Below are 14,600 nucleotides of genomic sequence, written 5' to 3' on the forward strand. Positions count from 1 at the left end.
CCGTCATGTGACTCCCCACGCCACAGAGGGCCGCTTACGCTGCGATCGGAATAATCCGAGAGTCGGAACAATCGACGAAGAAGTCGTCGCCGCCGATGTCGAAGTGCACTTGGCGACCGACGAACGCGAATCCGGGTCCGAGCTCCCGCATCGTGTCGAGGATCCGGTCGACCATGCGCTGCTCAAGCTCGCGTTCGGAGGCGTCGCCGTCGATGGCGAGGAACTCGAGCGCGTAAGGATCCTTGGTGAGCTCCTGGGCCTGGTCGGAGTCGAGTTGCTCGAGGGCGCCGGCGAAATTGCTCGGCGCGGCCGCTTCTCGCTCGTGCAGCCGGGTTGTGATCTGGTGCGCAAGCACCGGCCGACTCCACCCGTGGTGTGAATCTTTCGCGGCGTACCAGTCGCGCAGCTGCTGGTCGTCCAACTTGTCGAGGAGCTCGATGACGTGCCCCCAGGGCAATTCGCCAACGGGTCGTTGGCGAATTGAATCGAGCTCTGGCCACGCCTCCGCGAAGCGCCGCATGTATCGCAGATTTGCGGGTGAGAAGCCCTTCATCGTTGGGAACTCCTCGCGGAGATCCTTCGCGAGCCTCGCGAGAACGTTGGTGCCCCACGCCTCCTGAGAGCGCCGAGCGCGGATCGCCTGACCGATCTGCCACCACAACTGCAGCAGTTCGTTGTTGGCCTTCCGCTGCACGCGGAGCCGCGCAGCGTGGACTCGCTGTTTGAGATCCTCGAGCGTGGCCGCGTAGTCGTCGGGCACCAGGTCGATCGTCACGTCTCCACCGTAGGGCTGCGCGGACTAAGCCGCGGTTACCTAGCCGGTCGGGCGTCGCTTCGCACGTCGATGCCTGAGCGCCAGCGGATCTCCGCGAGCAGGTTTGGGTAGGTCCGATGATCGCTCGGGGGATGAGCACCGGTAGATCCTCGGCCGCGACCGGGGGAGAATTGGGGTATGGCTGAGATGGTGATCGTTCCCGTTGACGAGCGGGATGGCCGTGTCGAGTGGGACGCGGTCGGCTATCGCGTAGTCCTGTTCCAGGACGGTGGGCGGCGTGAGACCTTCGATGCCGAGGGTGGCACTCCTGCGGAAGTTGAGAGTTGGGCGAAGGCTAAGAATCCTGATGGCCAGATCCGGGTTGCACTCCGCGTGATGTCGGATGACGGGCTCATCCTTGTGTGGCTTCCCCCGTCATCCGACACAGCGAACTAGGGCGCGAGGAACTGAACGTTAGAGATGTCGCTACCGACGTTGCTTGGCAAAGACGTGATCTGCGCGGTCGACGAGCCCTGGTAGTGGCCCTTGAAGTAGGCCCCCGACGTTCCGAGTTGCGGAGTGTAGAAGGTGTTGTTGGAGCCGTTCACCGCGACGGAACGAGATTCGCTGCTGCTGCGCAGGGTGCTCCAGACGATGCCGTTCGACGTGTCCCCAGCGTACTGGGCGCTGTCCCACATCAGAGCGCCCCTAACCAGAACGTTGACCGTAGGAGGGTAGGTGCCGGTGCCGGTGCAGTTGATCCGTGTCTTGTAGATCACGTAGCCGGCTCCGGTCGAGATGTGTGGATTCTGAGCGTCCACGACGCAGGTGACCGTTCCGGAAACAACCGGACCTCGAGCCCCGGCGCCCGGTTCGGCAGGAACCTCGGCCGTGAGCACTATGGGCTCGACATCGTCGGTGAGAGTACTACCGACCGTCTGTGAGTGGATTTCCTCGGGCGACGGTGCTTCATCCCCGGTGGCGGCCGACGCTGGTGCGCCAACGGCCAATGTGAGCGCCGCTACGGCTGCGAAGATCGTCAGTCCTCGGGGCTTCAAGCCTTTTGCTGATCGTGTCTGGTGCGGTGCCGTCGTGCCCGTGCTGGTGAGGGCTCGACGCGCGAATCTGCTGGTCATTTGATCTCCTCCGACTGCTCTCTCTTGCGTTCACTGGTTGTGGTGAGACCGCCCGGATGCTCTTCCGCATCGGGCTAGAGGCGGCTCACCACTGTCATGTCCGCATCCGTCGGAAAGGTTCACGGTGGCAGCCGAAGGTGTTGGCGGACGTTACCGGGCTGGTAGGACGTCGACGCCCGTACGTCGCCGAATCTCCGCGATCAGGTTCGGGTAGCTCCGGCGGTCGCTCGGGATGTGCGCGATCGTGATGGTCACGCCGGGGCAGCATCTGGGTCGATCCGCACAGCGTGACCACGAGCGAAGGATTGTCGTCCGGGACGATGACACCGAGATCTCCGCGCACGCACAGCGTGCCGTGGCCCTGGTGGGTCTGTTCGATCGAGTGGGGCGCGTCGATCGCCTGGTCGACGGCCGCTACGCCGACGCCGAGCTCCTGCAGCTGCGCGGAAGCTTTGCGGGAGAGCCGCGGCCGGCTCACGTACCCCGGGGCGCGGCCGCGGCCAAAGGTGCGAGTCGGGCGGCGACGATCTGGGAGGGAGTGGGTGGGGCAGGTGTCATGTGCTCGGGCTCTGTCGAGGGATCAGGTACTCATGTAGGCCACCGTGCTTCCCTTTCGCGGACCACACATGTCTTAGTTGTCGGCCCCTCGGCCCACCCTCCGTGAACCGATGCGTTCGCATCGGACATGCCCTTTCTGACGGGGGCGCTCCTGCTCTCGTCGAGAGACGGGAGACACCATGGGAAAGAATCTGCGAGCGGCGATCGCTGCGTTAGCTGTAATTGCTGCGATGACGGTTGGGCCGCTCCCAACAGCAAACGCCGCCGTTCCGGAGGACAGCGAATCGCATTGCGCGGTCCAGGTACTCCCAATTGGGTCATCGGATATCGCTGACGATCCGGTGTGCTTCGGCACCGAGGATGAAGTTGCCGACTATCTTGCGGGCGGCGGCGTGGGCGGCGAGAACACGAGAGGAATCGCAGCGAGCACGGTCGTCGGCACGGTCTACAAAGACCACAACGGATCTGGTGCGAGCCTGACGTTCTGGGGGTCGAGCGGGTGTTCGGGTGTGACGTTCGGGTTCCCGTCACTTGCCTCGGGCTGGGACAACAGCATAAGTTCCGTTCGTGCCACGAATGGGTGCTGGGTCACGCTGTACACGGCCACTAGCTACGGCGGGAGTCGCCTGAATTGCACCCCCTACTGCGCGTCGATCGGATCGTGGAACGACAACGTGAAGTCGCTCGTCTTCCGCCCGCAGGGAACCTTCGGGTGAGGCCTACCCCTCGAGCGAGGCCATTCTGAGCGACTGACACACAGATTCGTTCTCGCTCGGGACGACAGCTGCGGTCCCATCGCGCATGACGCACACCTGCAGTGGGGGTGCAGTCCCCGGGCTCTGTGTTGGCGCGGTGGGATCGACGCTCGGGCTGAGCACGCCCTGCTCCCACATTTGAATGCAGAGGTTCCGCGCGTCGTCAACGCGGCCGGGTCCGTCGCCGTCTGCAATCGTGGCCGACGATCCAGGGTAGGTGCCGTCCGGGTTGGCGGTGGTGGAGCTCAGGCAGTGGACGATGGTCTTGTCCGTTACAGGCGCAGAGCCGAGCAGAATTGCTGCGCCGGTCGTGAGCGCTCCGATCGTGATCACACCGACACTCCCCCACGCGATGATCCGGTGCCGAACGCGACGGCGACGGAAGACAGGTTCATCGCGGACGCGATCGGCGAGGATTTTGCGCATCGCGGCGGTGCGAGCAACAGACATCTCGGGCTCGTCGGGTGTCATCCTGTGCTCCCCTCCTCCGGGTTATTCGGGGCGAGCGACTGTATGGATATGTCCGAACCCTCGAGTTTGGTTCGCAGCTGCCGTCGGGCACGGTGCAGTCGAGACTTCACCGTGCCCAGCGGTAGATCGAGCGCCGCGGCCGCATCAGCCATCGAAAGCTCTTCCATCAGGCACAACTCCACCACGAGGCGATCCCCGGGAGCGAGCGACGCAATCGCATCTGCGAGAGCCCGGCTGCGCTTTTGGCCATCAAGCCGCTCACCGACATCATCAGATGGATCTTCTTGATCTAGTGCCGGCGGCAGCTGGGCGATCATTCGAGCGTATCGACGCTGAGAACGAGAGAGATTTGAGGTCACGCGCGTGGTCACCGCGATCAGCCACGGCAAGAGGGAGCCGTCCACGATGCGCACCCGTTTTCGCAATCGCCAGACCTCGAGGAACACGATCGCCACGGCCTCTTCGGATTGGCTGACATCCGCCGTTCGGCGGTATGCAGCGCGGAAGACCCGGACGCGATACCGATCAAAGATCGTCACGAATGCCCACTCAGTCCCGGACATGGCTTCGAGCCAGAGGGCTGCGTCGGATTCGTTCTCTCTCACGTCGACACCCCCGCCCCCCGCACTAGCTTACGAACCCGTTGAGGAGTGGCCCGACTCGCATCGTGAACCTTTTGGGCCTCGGGACATCACCTTGTAGGGCTCCGTGTGGGAGTTCGATACGTGCGTGATCAACGACAAGGGAGTATCAGATGTCCACACTTCGCAGATCCACCAGATCGATCGGGGTGGCTGTCGCCGCCTTCGTGGTGGTGATTGGCTTCACCGTCGGCGGCCCCGCAAACGCCGCGGAGGTCGCCCCCTCTCCCCCAGCTGGCGAGACCACCACCGACTCCCCTCCCATCGACACGTCGCTTCCAGGCGTCGCTGAACGAATCGCGGAGATCGAAGCGAACGGGGGCGAGATCCTCGGCGGCTCATCCGTGCAGTACGTCGAGGAGGGCTCTGGCGAGGATGGCGCCGCGCAGCGGGCGTTCCCCTCAGGTTGCGGGCTGACCGTTCTCGTCTACAAGCAGACGACCCAGATCGTGTCCGACAACCTCACCAGCTGCCTCGCTCCGTTCGTGAGTGCGGCCATGTCCTCGACCATCGGTTTCCTCGCGTGGGGCCACTACAACAACATTGTGGCGAGTAGATCGGCCCAGCGGACGGGCGGCTCGAGCCTCGCGCTCGAGTACGCATACAACTGCGCCAACACATCCAACACCACCTGGTTCCGTACCATCACCAACGGCACCCTGGTCAGAGGCGGCACGACGTACACGGCCGCCGCGTACGACGAGGTGCAGGACGACTACTGCGGCACCTAAGCGGCGTCGCGGGTAGCCGTTAGAGGGTGGGCTCGGCCGGTTGCGGCTGAGCCCACCCTTCGATCATTTCGAGACAGGTTCGGTAGGTCGAATCGTCTGAGTCCATCAGCAGGGCGAGTAGATGCAGGACCTCGTAGGCCTGTTCGTCGGTTCCGGCGCTAGGGAAGTGGTCGCCGTATCTGACCCAGTGCGCATCGAAGCGATAGCTGACGAGAACATTGCCGAGGAATACGGCTGCAGCATCGTTGAGACCGCCATCGAGAACCGCGTCTCGGTGGCTTCGAACGAAATCACCGAAGGTTGTGATGGTGGCGAGCTGCCGCGGTTCTACGCCCAGGGCGACACACAAGCTCGTGAACGGTTCGTAGCCCAAGAGGTGTCGGACGGGGGCTGCGGGAGTCTCAGGAACCGCTGTGTAGATCGCTTCCCCCCGGGCGACCACAGGGACCTTTGACGCCGGACTGCCGGGGCCGAAGAACGGCGACGCTTCATCCATGAATCTCCCTATCCGTTCCTTTCAGCCTCACATTTTGCGAAGAGACCCACAACCATCCGCTTCTCTCTGACGGTCGTACGGACGGCAGCCAGATGTTCCAACGATTGGTGCGCTACACATTTAGGGGTTCTCGGCGCATCTTGTGCCCGCGCGGCCAGTCCTTCTTGCCGGTGTCGAGCAGGCCGGGTATCTCGCGCGCGTACCGTTTGGCCAGATCCTCCGTGGCGGCCGTGGCCTCCACCGCGATTCCCGCGGCGTCGACGAACGGAAGCAGCGCGGGGATCAGCTGCGCGCGGAGGGCCTCGCCGCGGCCCGTTCCGGGCTCGGCGGTCGCGTGGTCACCTACGGACCATCCTGTGCGGGTGGCGAGGATCGCCAGCACTGCGTCGCGCTCGGGCGACATGTAGTACCTCGCCCGCGGGCGCGCAACGAGCACAGGCATCGCGACGCCCAACGGCACGATCAGCGCGCACGCACCGACCAGGATGACGCCCGAGAGGGCGCGCGCTGCGGGCGAGCTCTTACGGCGCCAGGCGCCGTGCCAGAGACCGCGCACCATCCATCCGGCGAACCGGACACCGTCTCGCACTGGGCGCGCGGTGGGCAGCTCGTCAAGCGCCGGCGGCCGCGCGGGAGTCATCGTGCGAGGCCACCCCGCGTGCGCTCCTGGGCCGTGCCGCGTGCACGGCTCTTCGGCTTCGCCGCCTTGCCCGGTGCTGTCATGACGGCCTCTCGTGGGTGCTTGGCGTTCTCCCCATCGGCGAGGACCCGCGCGTCGACGGTCTTGGCGTCGGCCTTCCCCTCGAGGTCGCTCGCGAACGCGCGTCGGCGCTCTGAGCTGTCGTAGGCGAGTTCGCTGTCCGAGCGGTCGGCGCCGGCATCGTCAGCGACGAGGGCCGCCTCACGCTCGAGCGGCTCGCGCTCCTCGACGTTGTCTGTCTCCCATGCCCGCTGAGCCGCCGTGTCGGCGTCTCTGTCTCGTGCCTCGGCGCTGGCGAGGAGGACGTCACTCGCGGCGAGCTCCTCCCCCGAACGTCGGCGTTCCTCGGCGGCTCGGGCGCGATCTTCTTCGGCGTCGCGGAGCGCGGCGGCCACTGCCACCGGGTCGGCGCCGGGGCGGTCGACGTCGATGCCGTAACGCTCCCTGACTTCGCGGCGGATCGTCTCGTGTGCGTCGCGCGCGACGTCGTCGTGATCGCGCCAGGCGGTCGCCGTCTGGTGCACCTCGGCGATGCTTTCGACGTTCGCACGGTCCCACCATTCGGCGTGCTTGACGGGCTCCAATGAGGCGCGCATAGCGCCCCGCTCGCTCTCGAATCGCGACTCCAGCTCGCGGGTTTCCTGGCGGGCGTCGGCTTCGCGCTGGCGTGTCAGCTGCTCGCGGAGTCGACTGATGCGCTCTCCGAACTGGGAGGCGACCGTCAGTGCGACGCGCATCGAGTCATCGAACGTCTCGCCTACTCCGTCAGTCTCATCGACCATGATCTGTCCTTCCTCTATTCCCTACCGTGGCCGTCGCGGTCTCGCGACGTGTCAGCTGTGGACCGCTTGCGCGGGGTGATCGTGTTCGGGACCGGTGAGCCGGTGCCGGGTGCAGCGAGGCCTTCCGTGGCCAGGCGCACCTTCTCTTCTTCGGGCGTCAACGTGCGCGGCGTGGCCGCCTTCTCGGCCGGCGTCTGAACGGCGGGCAACTGCCGCTCGACCGCCGCGAACTTCTCTCGCATCATCTGTGCGAGCTGCTCCGCGCGACGGGCATCGCCGGCGGCGGCATGCGCGTCCATCAGGGCCACCGACAGCCGCCCGAGCTGTCGCAGCATGATCGCCTGACCGGCACTCCCCTGCCCACTCACCGCGGCCTGCATCAGGACCATCGCCACTCCTGCCGCCGACCCCATCTGAACGGGCTTCGGCTTCGACTCATGGGCGCGAATGTGAGCACTCCGGGCGAGCTCGCGTGAGGTCGCGGCGAGCGGTCCCGGCGTCGCCTCGACACGCTGCGACCATGCCGCGAACGCTCCTGAGGTTTCCCGTGCAACGTGTGCCCACGTCGCACGATCAGTCACCGGAACATCGCGCAACTGCTTGCGCAGCTCGCCGAGCTCGCGACTGTACTTGTCCCACAACTCAGGGTCGGGCGTGGTCTCTTCGCGGCCGGGTGCAATCGGCCGGTACTGCCACGGGTTCTTGCTCGCGGCACGCCACTCGTCGACCGCGCCCTGCGCGCTCTGAGGGCTGTCCGGCCACCCCTCGCGCAGCCGCGGGAGGGTGAGGTCGCGAGCCAGCCGGCCCCCGCCGTACCAAACCGGGCGCTCGTTACCGACAGGGCGCACGGCGACCGAGTAACCCGCCACGACGTCGTCGCGACCGGCAGCGTACCGAGGCCGGATGAGAACGCCCGCGCGACGCATTCGGCGTACGAACTCGCCCTCGTCAAGAGATGCCGTAGCTGCACCGCGTACCGTCCGCTCGAGACGGTGAGCGTCGATCTCGACCTTGCCTTCGCGGTCTGCCCGCTCGCGTTCGGCGGGCTTCACGCCGCGCTCGCCCATGCCGCGCTCTCGTGACTCCAATGTCGTCAGACCGTGTTCGCGCTCCAGGTGTCGGCAGACTTCCTGGGCACGGCGGAAGTCGTTGTGCGTCGTCGCTTTCGTGCCGTCCTCACGCACGAGCGACACCGCCAAGTGAATGTGATCGTTGCCGTTGGTGGAGACGCCGTGGCGTACGGCGACCCACCGGCAGGCCGCTTTCCCGGACGCCTCGGTGAAGCCCATCTCATCGACGAACTGTTGCGCGATCGCGCCCCACTTCTCGTCGCTCAACTGACCCTCATCGGCGTGCAGTGACAGCGAGCAATGCCACACGTCCGCCGCCACCCGCTCCGTGCGCACGTCGCCGCTCTCCGGGTCGGTCACCCGCGCATTTCGGGTGACCTCGACGCCGTATGCGACGCGCGGAGTGTCGATACTGCGCGCGATCTCCAGCGCGGTTGCCCTGTCGAGTACGGCGTCGCCGTGCATGGCCATGATCGCGGCATCGCCCGCGACCAAATGCTGCTCCTCGTGCTCGTTGAAGCGCCCCTCCCCTGCCAGGTAGGTCATGAGTCCGCTGATACGCGACCCGCGCGTGATGTTGGGGATCATGAGCCGGCCAACTGTCGGATCGTCTCATCGATGCGGCCGACAAGCTCGCGGCACTCCCCCACCAGGCCCTCAGCCTCAGCGGGGAACTGACCCTCAGTGTTCGCGAAACGTGCGAGCTGGTTCACGTTGTTCGCCATGTTCGCGAGCGTGCGTGACACAGAGAACAATTCGGCGATCGCCTGCTTACGCTCGGTGTTCGTCTCGACATGCACGTCCAGACCTGCCTCGACGAGAAACCGGGGCACGGTGACCTGTGCCACCAGTGCGCGAGCTTGCAGCTGCGCCTCCTCCTCGGCATTCGTGCGAACCACGTGTCGCCCGACGTCTCGCGGAGAGTCGGAGTTCGCACGCCGACGACGGCCGAACAAGCGTCGCTCGTTCTCCTCCGGCATGCCATCACTCCCTCGGCCCAGCGCAGCGAACCCGCCTCCTGGCGGGGACCATGCGACCAGTATGCAGCGGCATCAGCGCCGCGTCCAGGGTTTAGGGCACCTAAACCTATAGCTTGCTCTGCTCCAAGCTCCGCCTGAGGCAGAGCGATAGTGACGTCGAAGCATCCCCGCTAGGGTGCATTCTCTCTCTAGCCAGCCGCGGAGACGGCGCTTATTCTGGGTCACATGAGCGACGTCACTGTGAACCCCGATGAGGCCGCGCAGCGCGCGCGCCAATTGATCGAAGCCGAACTCAACGCGAAGGTCGACGCGGTGCGCGACCTCGTAACCGCGACCAACGATGCCGACGAGGCGGAGCGTCGCTGGAACGACGCGAACGCCGCGCACGAGCGTGCCTGGCAGGCCGCCCTCTCGGCCGGATGGAGCGAGAAAGATCTCCGGGCCACCGGTGCGCGAGGGCCGGGTCAGAAGACACGCCGGCCGCGCGTGAGGACCACTCCCGCTCGTTCCTCTGCCGACGCATCTACCGCTTCGACTGAGGAGTAGCCTTCGGCTCATTTCCCTCTCAAAAGCCCCCGTCACGCTACGCGCTGACGGGGGCTTTTGCGTGGCAACGTTCGTTGCCTTTCGGCCTGTGGATGATCTGCGCCGTGTTCGCTCCGGCAAGGGCTTTCGCGGCATATCCTCCCTCGCTGCGCTCAGTCCGGTATTCCACGGTCCCTTGCCTCCGCGACCCCAACGCTGTGTTTCGGATCTCGCCGAAAGGCAATGAGGTTGAGAGAGGACCGCACACCATGAATGAACCACTGACCATCTACTCGAAGCACGGATGCGTGCAGTGCGTCGCGACGCTACGCGCGCTCGATGCAGCAGGAATCGCTTATCGCGTCGTCGACCTGGAGGGCGATCCGGTCGCGCTCGAGCACGTCAAGGAGGCCGGGTTTCAGCAGGCCCCGGTTGTCGAGGGCGCGGGCGATCCGTGGTCGGGGTTTCGGCCCGATCGGATCGACCAGCTTGTGAAGTCGCGGGCGGCGTGAGCACGGCCATGGCGACCTTCGCAACGATCCAGACCACCCTCCCGTGTGCGGACGACGACCACCCGGTGTTGACACGGAAGGTCGGCCGACGCGACGAGCAGCTGCAGGACTACGGCAACCACGGCTTCCGTCTCGCGAGCACGGTCACCGTGCCCGGCACGGAGTACGTGACCGTCATCGACACACTCACCCGAGAGGACAACTGATGGTCACCACACCCTCCCCCACACCGATCCTGCTCACCCCCGAAGAGACGTCGGCGATCCTTCGCCGTGACCTCGACGAGCTGCGCGAGTGGCGGGCGAGCAACAGCGGCCCGACGTTCCTCGACCTGGGGCGAGGACTGATCCGGTACGCGCGAGCGTCCGTGCTCGAGGTGGCTACGACAGCGGCTCGATAAGCGAGGCGTCGCGAGGGTCGACCGTGCGGGAGTTGTTCACTCGCCGGTCGACCTCGTACGTGCGCATCGTCGACGCGATCACGGACGATGCGTGCTCGAGGCCCCCGAGGAGCTCGGCGCGGTTGGCTTTCGACGCAGCGGTGTCGCCGTCGACGGTGAGCGGGACGGGGCTCAGCCACTCGTCCCAGAGATCGCGGGTGAGAAACGCCGGCATCCGGTCGTGAACCTCGCCGGAGGCATCGCGCGCCTCGCGCGTGACGACGACGAAGACCCGGCGCCGCTCCCCCGCAATCTCCATCGTCCACGTCAGGCCGGCGGCAGCGAGGAGCTCGTCGCTATGGATGAAATGCGGCTGCTTGTCGCCCTTGGCCCCAGTCCACTCGTAGTAGCCGAGCATCGGCACGATGCACCGAGACTGAGAGAACGGGCCCACCCAGAAACCGGTCGGCAGCTTCTCCATCCGAGCGTTGATGATCGGCGCCCCGCTCGGCCGGTTCGCGGGCTTCGGCCAATCCCAGCGGGCGACCGTCACCTCGCGGTTCACGACACCGTCCTCGCCCGCCCACTCCCGCACGATCGGCGCAGCCGACGTCGGCGCGACCGAGTACGACGGTGCCCACTCGTCAGGTCGGCCACCCTCAGCCACGAACTGCTCAATGAGCTCGTTCGTCTCCTTGTTCATCGCGAACCGCCCGCACATGGCCCCGAGCGTAGCTCCAAGGGGGCTCCCGCGTCTGGTGTCTGGGTGGCATCGTGAGGGGGGTGGTGAACGACGAGTCTGACGAAGAGTGGTGGACGTTCGCGATCGCGTTGGGCGAGGCGGTGACGGCGGCACGTGAGTCGATCGGCCTCTCGGCAGCGGAGGCAGCGGAGGCCGCGGGCATCGCCACGTTCACCTACACGAAGCTCGAGCGCGGGGAATCGAATCCCGGTCGGCCGGCGAACCCCCGCCTCCGCACCCTGCGGTCGGTGGCGCGGGTGCTCAACGTGCCGGTGACGTCGCTCTTGCTGGCTGCGGAGTCCCGCGCACAAGGGTAGGGACGTCCCCGGCGGCCTGGTCATCGGCCGAGGCGAGGGCGCGACGCACGGTCGCGGAACCGACGTTGAGCGTTTTGGCGATCGCCTCCCACGTCGCCGGCGGGCTCTGTTCCCGCATCCGGCGTGCGGCCTCGATGCGTTCCGGAGTCATCACGGTGGGCCGGCCGCCGACGCGGCCCTGGGCGCGCGCGTACTCGAGGCCCAGACGGGTGTTCTCTCTAATGGTGTCGACGCGCAGCTGCGCGAAGACGGCAACGATCCCGAACAGGGCGCGGCCCATCGGGCTCGTGGTGTCGATCACCGGTTCGGTGAGGCTCTTGATATCGACGCCCTTGTCCTCCAGCTCATGCAGCGTCTCGATCAGGATGCGCTCAGTACCGCCGAGCCTGTCGAGGCGGCGCACCAGGAGCACGTCGCCCGGGTTGAGGTAGTCCAAGCACGCGACCCACTGCGGGCGATCTTTGACGCGGCTCGAGTCGCCGTGGTCGACGAAGACACGCACGGCGCCGGCCGCACGGAGCTCGGCCTCCTGTGCCTGCGGGTTCTGGTCGCGCTTGGAGACGCGGGCGTAGCCGACGACGGTCATAGATCCCTCCCTGTGCCGTGCTGACGGCCCTCGGTGCGTCGGCGGTGGCCGCTCGTGCGTTCGGTCGATGGTGAAGCGATGGAGCGGCTCTGGGGCGACGCCTGGCCGAGAGTCGCGAACGCGCGCAGCTGCTCCATCCGTTCAGGGGTGAGCCGGCTGCCGGGCGTGGTCGGTTCGACGCTGCGGTCGAAGATCTTGCGGAGGCCGCTGAGGTCTTGGGTTTCCATCGCGGCACGCGACGCGCGATCGTTCTCGGCGCCGGTGACCTTGCTCCAGTCGAGGTCGTAGCCGGCGGCCGCGGAGATCTGCGTCCAGAAGATGCGTTGCGTACGCCCGTTGCCCTCGCGAAATGGATGCAGGTAATTGACCTGGTCATAGTGGTGCGCCAGGCGCTCCACGAACCGGTCGCGATCCATCCCGCGCAGCATCTTGTCCTCGCGCAGCTCAGCGAACGCGAAGCCCGCCCCGGTCTCCAGCCGCGACACTGGCATGAAGAACTCTGCAGCCGGATCGGAGCCCTTACGCATGTCCACGGTGCGCAGCTGCCCGGCCCACTCGTAGACGTCCTGGAACAGCTGGCCGTGGATCGCCTGCAGCTGTCGGAGATCTCCGGCGATGCCGATAGGGCGGGTGACCATCTGCGCGCGTCGAGCTTCGACCAGCTGCGCCTCCGCGCGATCGAGCATTGCGGAATCGGTCAGACCGAGTCGGTTGCGCAGAACCCCTGACGCCGGATCGAGATACGGGTCGACGAACTCAGGCAAGGCCCCAGCGAGCCCGCGTGCGGCGCACCAGCTCGTCGGCGTCGAACTCCCCCGACGCGTACGCGGCGGCGTCTGCGCGGTACTCGGGGCCGGCGTCGAGACCTTCCATCGCGGAGCTGTGAGCGGCGTCGGCCACGACACGCTCACGCAGCTCGCGCTCAGCGGCGGAGATGGTGGGAGTAGTCGCAATGCTCATCGGTTCCTCCTTTGACTTCGTCCAGTCTACCCGATCTGCTCAAAAACCTCTACGCGAGTTTCGGCGGTTTCGGGTTCTGGCAGGGCTCCGCCTTGCCAGATATGCCCGTTGCAATCCCATCGGCATAGCTCGGGCGCCCGCGCGATGGTCCTGACGAACGCGTTGCAACATTGAGATGGCGCAAAGGTGCAACAAACCTGAACAGCAGGTGACGGTTCTCCATACGGACTGTCGGCCGGTTGCGCCCATTGGTTCAATGGCCTCACGCCGCGCAGCTTCCTTGGGATAGCGTGCCCGCTCGCCCTCGTCGGAAAGGAATTGAGTCCATGAACTACAAGTTGAGATCCGCCGCAACACTCTGTTTGGCCGTCCTCGTTGTGGGGATGGGGATCACCTCCGCCCACGCTGTCGTCGCAGAACCGGAGACCAGCGGCCAGGCGTGCCCACCGTCTGCACGCAGTTCTGCAACAGTCGAGCCCGAGGACGTTGAGGGCGTGAGCATCGACGCGTGCGGACTCGCTGGCAAAATTGTCGCGGTCGACGGCGTAGGGGTTGTCGTTCCCGAGCGAGGGCACTCCGTCACTGCTCAAGGCCTGGTCAGCGAGGGAGAAGCACCGTACCTCGAGGTGTCGGTCAGTGAGGCGGGGCAAGTGCATGTATCGACGACCCCTTCACCCATGAAGTACGGGAAGATTCTGCCGGACGGGGAAGTCCTTGAACTCACAGAGGGGGAAGCGACGTCAGCCCGGCTCGCGTACTCCCGATGCGATGACTACTCGTACAATCTGTCGGCGGGAAACTGGCGGCCAAGCACCCTGTACCTGAACAGCAATGAGAGACTCCCGGCCGGCATCGCGAAGTCAACGTTCGAGTCGATCATGGTGGCATCCCTCAACGTTTGGAAGAACGGCACCAACTCGTGTGGGTTGTCCCGCGCTCTGAACGTACCGGGAAGCATCAGCTCCGGCACCTGGACTTACGATGCCAACATCTCGACAACCAACACGTGCGAGACGGCGGACGGCCTCAATGTCATTGACTTCGGACCACTAACCGGTAACACCCTCGGACTCGCATGCACCTGGTACACCGCGTCCGGAATTCCCGTTCAAGCAGACGTCCGCTTCGACACGTCGGACCGGAGCTGGGTGACCTCGACCACCGGCTGCTCCGGTGCGAGCTATGACCTACGATCTGTTGTGACACACGAGTTGGGTCATGTTCTTGGCCTCGGTCACGCGACAGAGAACGGCGGGAGCGACTTGACGATGAGCCCGTCGATCACGAACTGCAACGCTTCAGGCCGGACTCTGGGGGCAGGCGATCTCACGGGGATCTATGTCAAGCACGGGGGGTAAACGGGGGGCGGGCGCGCTCGCCTTCATTGCCCTTGTCATTGTCGGTTGTTCGTCCCCGGCGCCCACTCCACCGGCGCCGGGGACGCCCGGCCAAGCCTGTGCCGAACCTCGCGCCACGGCATCGCCCCCAACCGCGGAGCGCGGAGA

Annotated in this window: 22 protein-coding genes; 9 read left to right on the forward strand and 13 right to left on the reverse strand. The window is 66.0% G+C overall.

Annotated features, from left to right (window positions below; translation table 11 throughout):
- Positions 1 to 34: 34 nt before the first annotated feature.
- The gene (locus DEA06_RS14280; protein ID WP_116648686.1) at positions 35 to 775 is read right to left on the reverse strand and encodes a PDDEXK nuclease domain-containing protein; all 741 of its coding nucleotides are present in this window, start codon (positions 773 to 775) and stop codon (positions 35 to 37) included.
- 177 nt (positions 776 to 952) lie between these two features.
- On the opposite strand from DEA06_RS14280, the gene DEA06_RS14285 reads away from it, so the two are divergent.
- Positions 953 to 1,210 carry a hypothetical protein gene (locus DEA06_RS14285; protein ID WP_116648687.1) on the forward strand — a complete coding sequence of 86 codons (258 nt, stop codon included), beginning with the start codon at positions 953 to 955 and terminating at the stop codon, positions 1,208 to 1,210.
- On the opposite strand, the gene DEA06_RS14290 is transcribed toward DEA06_RS14285, so the two are convergent.
- Positions 1,207 to 1,890 carry a hypothetical protein gene (locus tag DEA06_RS14290; RefSeq protein WP_133241787.1) on the reverse strand — a complete coding sequence of 228 codons (684 nt, stop codon included), beginning with the start codon at positions 1,888 to 1,890 and terminating at the stop codon, positions 1,207 to 1,209. The two genes, DEA06_RS14285 and DEA06_RS14290, sit on opposite strands and share 4 nt — an antisense overlap.
- A 737-nt stretch (positions 1,891 to 2,627) precedes the next feature.
- Between DEA06_RS14290 and DEA06_RS14295 the strand changes: the two genes are divergently transcribed.
- The gene (locus DEA06_RS14295) at positions 2,628 to 3,164 is read left to right on the forward strand and encodes a peptidase inhibitor family I36 protein (protein WP_116648689.1); all 537 of its coding nucleotides are present in this window, start codon (positions 2,628 to 2,630) and stop codon (positions 3,162 to 3,164) included.
- Positions 3,165 to 3,167: 3 nt separating this feature from the next.
- Here DEA06_RS14295 and DEA06_RS14300 read toward each other — a convergent pair whose 3' ends face one another.
- Together DEA06_RS14300 and DEA06_RS14305 are read right to left on the reverse strand one after the other, a co-directional pair.
- Complete coding sequence (locus DEA06_RS14300; RefSeq protein WP_116648690.1) at positions 3,168 to 3,674, reverse strand: hypothetical protein; 507 nt, start codon at positions 3,672 to 3,674, stop codon at positions 3,168 to 3,170.
- A complete protein-coding gene (locus tag DEA06_RS14305) occupies positions 3,671 to 4,279 on the reverse strand; it encodes an RNA polymerase sigma factor (RefSeq protein WP_133241788.1) in 609 nt (202 codons plus the stop codon). The genes DEA06_RS14300 and DEA06_RS14305 overlap by 4 nt, the downstream gene beginning before the upstream one ends.
- A gap of 185 nt (positions 4,280 to 4,464) precedes the next feature.
- Between DEA06_RS14305 and DEA06_RS14310 the strand changes: the two genes are divergently transcribed.
- The gene (locus DEA06_RS14310; RefSeq protein ID WP_116648692.1) at positions 4,465 to 5,046 is read left to right on the forward strand and encodes a hypothetical protein; all 582 of its coding nucleotides are present in this window, start codon (positions 4,465 to 4,467) and stop codon (positions 5,044 to 5,046) included.
- A gap of 19 nt (positions 5,047 to 5,065) precedes the next feature.
- On the opposite strand, the gene DEA06_RS14315 is transcribed toward DEA06_RS14310, so the two are convergent.
- The 5 genes from DEA06_RS14315 to mobC form a co-directional block, all read right to left on the reverse strand.
- Positions 5,066 to 5,542, reverse strand: coding sequence for a hypothetical protein (locus DEA06_RS14315; RefSeq protein ID WP_116648693.1), 477 nt, complete (start codon positions 5,540 to 5,542; stop codon positions 5,066 to 5,068).
- 112 nt (positions 5,543 to 5,654) lie between these two features.
- Positions 5,655 to 6,182 carry a hypothetical protein gene (locus tag DEA06_RS14320; protein WP_116648694.1) on the reverse strand — a complete coding sequence of 176 codons (528 nt, stop codon included), beginning with the start codon at positions 6,180 to 6,182 and terminating at the stop codon, positions 5,655 to 5,657.
- Positions 6,179 to 7,024, reverse strand: coding sequence for a hypothetical protein (locus DEA06_RS14325; protein WP_116648695.1), 846 nt, complete (start codon positions 7,022 to 7,024; stop codon positions 6,179 to 6,181). The genes DEA06_RS14320 and DEA06_RS14325 overlap by 4 nt, the downstream gene beginning before the upstream one ends.
- A gap of 14 nt (positions 7,025 to 7,038) precedes the next feature.
- Positions 7,039 to 8,682: a relaxase/mobilization nuclease domain-containing protein gene (locus DEA06_RS14330; protein WP_116648696.1), complete on the reverse strand. Its 1,644-nt coding sequence runs from the start codon at positions 8,680 to 8,682 to the stop codon at positions 7,039 to 7,041.
- A complete protein-coding gene (gene mobC, locus DEA06_RS14335) occupies positions 8,679 to 8,942 on the reverse strand; it encodes a plasmid mobilization relaxosome protein MobC (protein WP_165818030.1) in 264 nt (87 codons plus the stop codon). The genes DEA06_RS14330 and mobC overlap by 4 nt, the downstream gene beginning before the upstream one ends.
- Before the next feature lie 357 nt (positions 8,943 to 9,299).
- Here mobC and DEA06_RS14340 point away from each other — a divergent pair, with 357 nt between their 5' ends.
- The 4 genes from DEA06_RS14340 to DEA06_RS14355 all read left to right on the forward strand — a co-directional run bounded on the left by DEA06_RS14340 (position 9,300) and on the right by DEA06_RS14355 (position 10,511).
- The gene (locus tag DEA06_RS14340) at positions 9,300 to 9,620 is read left to right on the forward strand and encodes a hypothetical protein (protein WP_116648698.1); all 321 of its coding nucleotides are present in this window, start codon (positions 9,300 to 9,302) and stop codon (positions 9,618 to 9,620) included.
- Positions 9,621 to 9,868: 248 nt separating this feature from the next.
- Positions 9,869 to 10,111: a glutaredoxin-like protein NrdH gene (gene nrdH, locus DEA06_RS14345; protein WP_116648699.1), complete on the forward strand. Its 243-nt coding sequence runs from the start codon at positions 9,869 to 9,871 to the stop codon at positions 10,109 to 10,111.
- 8 nt (positions 10,112 to 10,119) lie between these two features.
- The gene (locus DEA06_RS14350) at positions 10,120 to 10,317 is read left to right on the forward strand and encodes a hypothetical protein (RefSeq protein WP_133241789.1); all 198 of its coding nucleotides are present in this window, start codon (positions 10,120 to 10,122) and stop codon (positions 10,315 to 10,317) included.
- Entirely contained in the window at positions 10,317 to 10,511 is a 195-nt protein-coding gene (locus DEA06_RS14355) for a hypothetical protein (RefSeq protein ID WP_116648701.1), read from the forward strand. The genes DEA06_RS14350 and DEA06_RS14355 overlap by 1 nt, the downstream gene beginning before the upstream one ends.
- Here the strand turns inward: DEA06_RS14355 and DEA06_RS14360 are convergent.
- Positions 10,492 to 11,211, reverse strand: coding sequence for an SOS response-associated peptidase (locus DEA06_RS14360; RefSeq protein WP_116648702.1), 720 nt, complete (start codon positions 11,209 to 11,211; stop codon positions 10,492 to 10,494). The genes DEA06_RS14355 and DEA06_RS14360 overlap by 20 nt on opposite strands.
- A 65-nt stretch (positions 11,212 to 11,276) precedes the next feature.
- Here DEA06_RS14360 and DEA06_RS14365 point away from each other — a divergent pair, with 65 nt between their 5' ends.
- Positions 11,277 to 11,549, forward strand: a complete 273-nt coding sequence (locus DEA06_RS14365) for a helix-turn-helix transcriptional regulator (protein ID WP_116648772.1) — start codon at positions 11,277 to 11,279, stop codon at positions 11,547 to 11,549.
- Here the strand turns inward: DEA06_RS14365 and DEA06_RS14370 are convergent.
- The 3 genes from DEA06_RS14370 to DEA06_RS14380 are packed head-to-tail and all read right to left on the reverse strand — an operon-like array spanning position 11,494 to position 13,095.
- Entirely contained in the window at positions 11,494 to 12,135 is a 642-nt protein-coding gene (locus DEA06_RS14370) for a recombinase family protein (RefSeq protein WP_116648703.1), read from the reverse strand. The two genes, DEA06_RS14365 and DEA06_RS14370, sit on opposite strands and share 56 nt — an antisense overlap.
- Positions 12,132 to 12,899 (reverse strand): Fic family protein, encoded by a 768-nt coding sequence (locus tag DEA06_RS14375; protein ID WP_205781293.1) that lies wholly within the window; start codon positions 12,897 to 12,899, stop codon positions 12,132 to 12,134. The genes DEA06_RS14370 and DEA06_RS14375 overlap by 4 nt, the downstream gene beginning before the upstream one ends.
- Positions 12,892 to 13,095 (reverse strand): antitoxin VbhA family protein, encoded by a 204-nt coding sequence (locus tag DEA06_RS14380; protein WP_116648704.1) that lies wholly within the window; start codon positions 13,093 to 13,095, stop codon positions 12,892 to 12,894. Before DEA06_RS14380 ends, DEA06_RS14375 begins: the two co-directional genes overlap by 8 nt.
- A 326-nt stretch (positions 13,096 to 13,421) precedes the next feature.
- Between DEA06_RS14380 and DEA06_RS14385 the strand changes: the two genes are divergently transcribed.
- Positions 13,422 to 14,453 (forward strand): matrixin family metalloprotease, encoded by a 1,032-nt coding sequence (locus DEA06_RS14385; protein WP_205781294.1) that lies wholly within the window; start codon positions 13,422 to 13,424, stop codon positions 14,451 to 14,453.
- Positions 14,454 to 14,600 lie beyond the last annotated feature (147 nt).

The sequence above is a fragment of the Microbacterium sp. Gd 4-13 genome, assembly GCF_003095395.1.
Taxonomy (GTDB): domain Bacteria; phylum Actinomycetota; class Actinomycetes; order Actinomycetales; family Microbacteriaceae; genus Microbacterium.

Coding starts and splice junctions, on each gene's coding strand:
- DEA06_RS14380 (WP_116648704.1), bottom strand. CDS start 13,095: ATGAGCATTGCGACTACTCCCACCATCTCCGCCGCTGAGCGCGAGCTG.
- DEA06_RS14340 (WP_116648698.1), top strand. CDS start 9,300: ATGAGCGACGTCACTGTGAACCCCGATGAGGCCGCGCAGCGCGCGCGC.
- nrdH (WP_116648699.1), top strand. CDS start 9,869: ATGAATGAACCACTGACCATCTACTCGAAGCACGGATGCGTGCAGTGC.
- DEA06_RS14370 (WP_116648703.1), bottom strand. CDS start 12,135: ATGACCGTCGTCGGCTACGCCCGCGTCTCCAAGCGCGACCAGAACCCG.
- DEA06_RS14315 (WP_116648693.1), bottom strand. CDS start 5,542: ATGGATGAAGCGTCGCCGTTCTTCGGCCCCGGCAGTCCGGCGTCAAAG.
- DEA06_RS14325 (WP_116648695.1), bottom strand. CDS start 7,024: ATGGTCGATGAGACTGACGGAGTAGGCGAGACGTTCGATGACTCGATG.
- DEA06_RS14300 (WP_116648690.1), bottom strand. CDS start 3,674: ATGACACCCGACGAGCCCGAGATGTCTGTTGCTCGCACCGCCGCGATG.
- DEA06_RS14320 (WP_116648694.1), bottom strand. CDS start 6,182: ATGACTCCCGCGCGGCCGCCGGCGCTTGACGAGCTGCCCACCGCGCGC.
- DEA06_RS14355 (WP_116648701.1), top strand. CDS start 10,317: ATGGTCACCACACCCTCCCCCACACCGATCCTGCTCACCCCCGAAGAG.
- DEA06_RS14360 (WP_116648702.1), bottom strand. CDS start 11,211: ATGTGCGGGCGGTTCGCGATGAACAAGGAGACGAACGAGCTCATTGAG.
- DEA06_RS14330 (WP_116648696.1), bottom strand. CDS start 8,682: ATGATCCCCAACATCACGCGCGGGTCGCGTATCAGCGGACTCATGACC.
- DEA06_RS14295 (WP_116648689.1), top strand. CDS start 2,628: ATGGGAAAGAATCTGCGAGCGGCGATCGCTGCGTTAGCTGTAATTGCT.
- DEA06_RS14385 (WP_205781294.1), top strand. CDS start 13,422: ATGAACTACAAGTTGAGATCCGCCGCAACACTCTGTTTGGCCGTCCTC.
- DEA06_RS14290 (WP_133241787.1), bottom strand. CDS start 1,890: ATGACCAGCAGATTCGCGCGTCGAGCCCTCACCAGCACGGGCACGACG.
- DEA06_RS14350 (WP_133241789.1), top strand. CDS start 10,120: ATGGCGACCTTCGCAACGATCCAGACCACCCTCCCGTGTGCGGACGAC.
- DEA06_RS14285 (WP_116648687.1), top strand. CDS start 953: ATGGCTGAGATGGTGATCGTTCCCGTTGACGAGCGGGATGGCCGTGTC.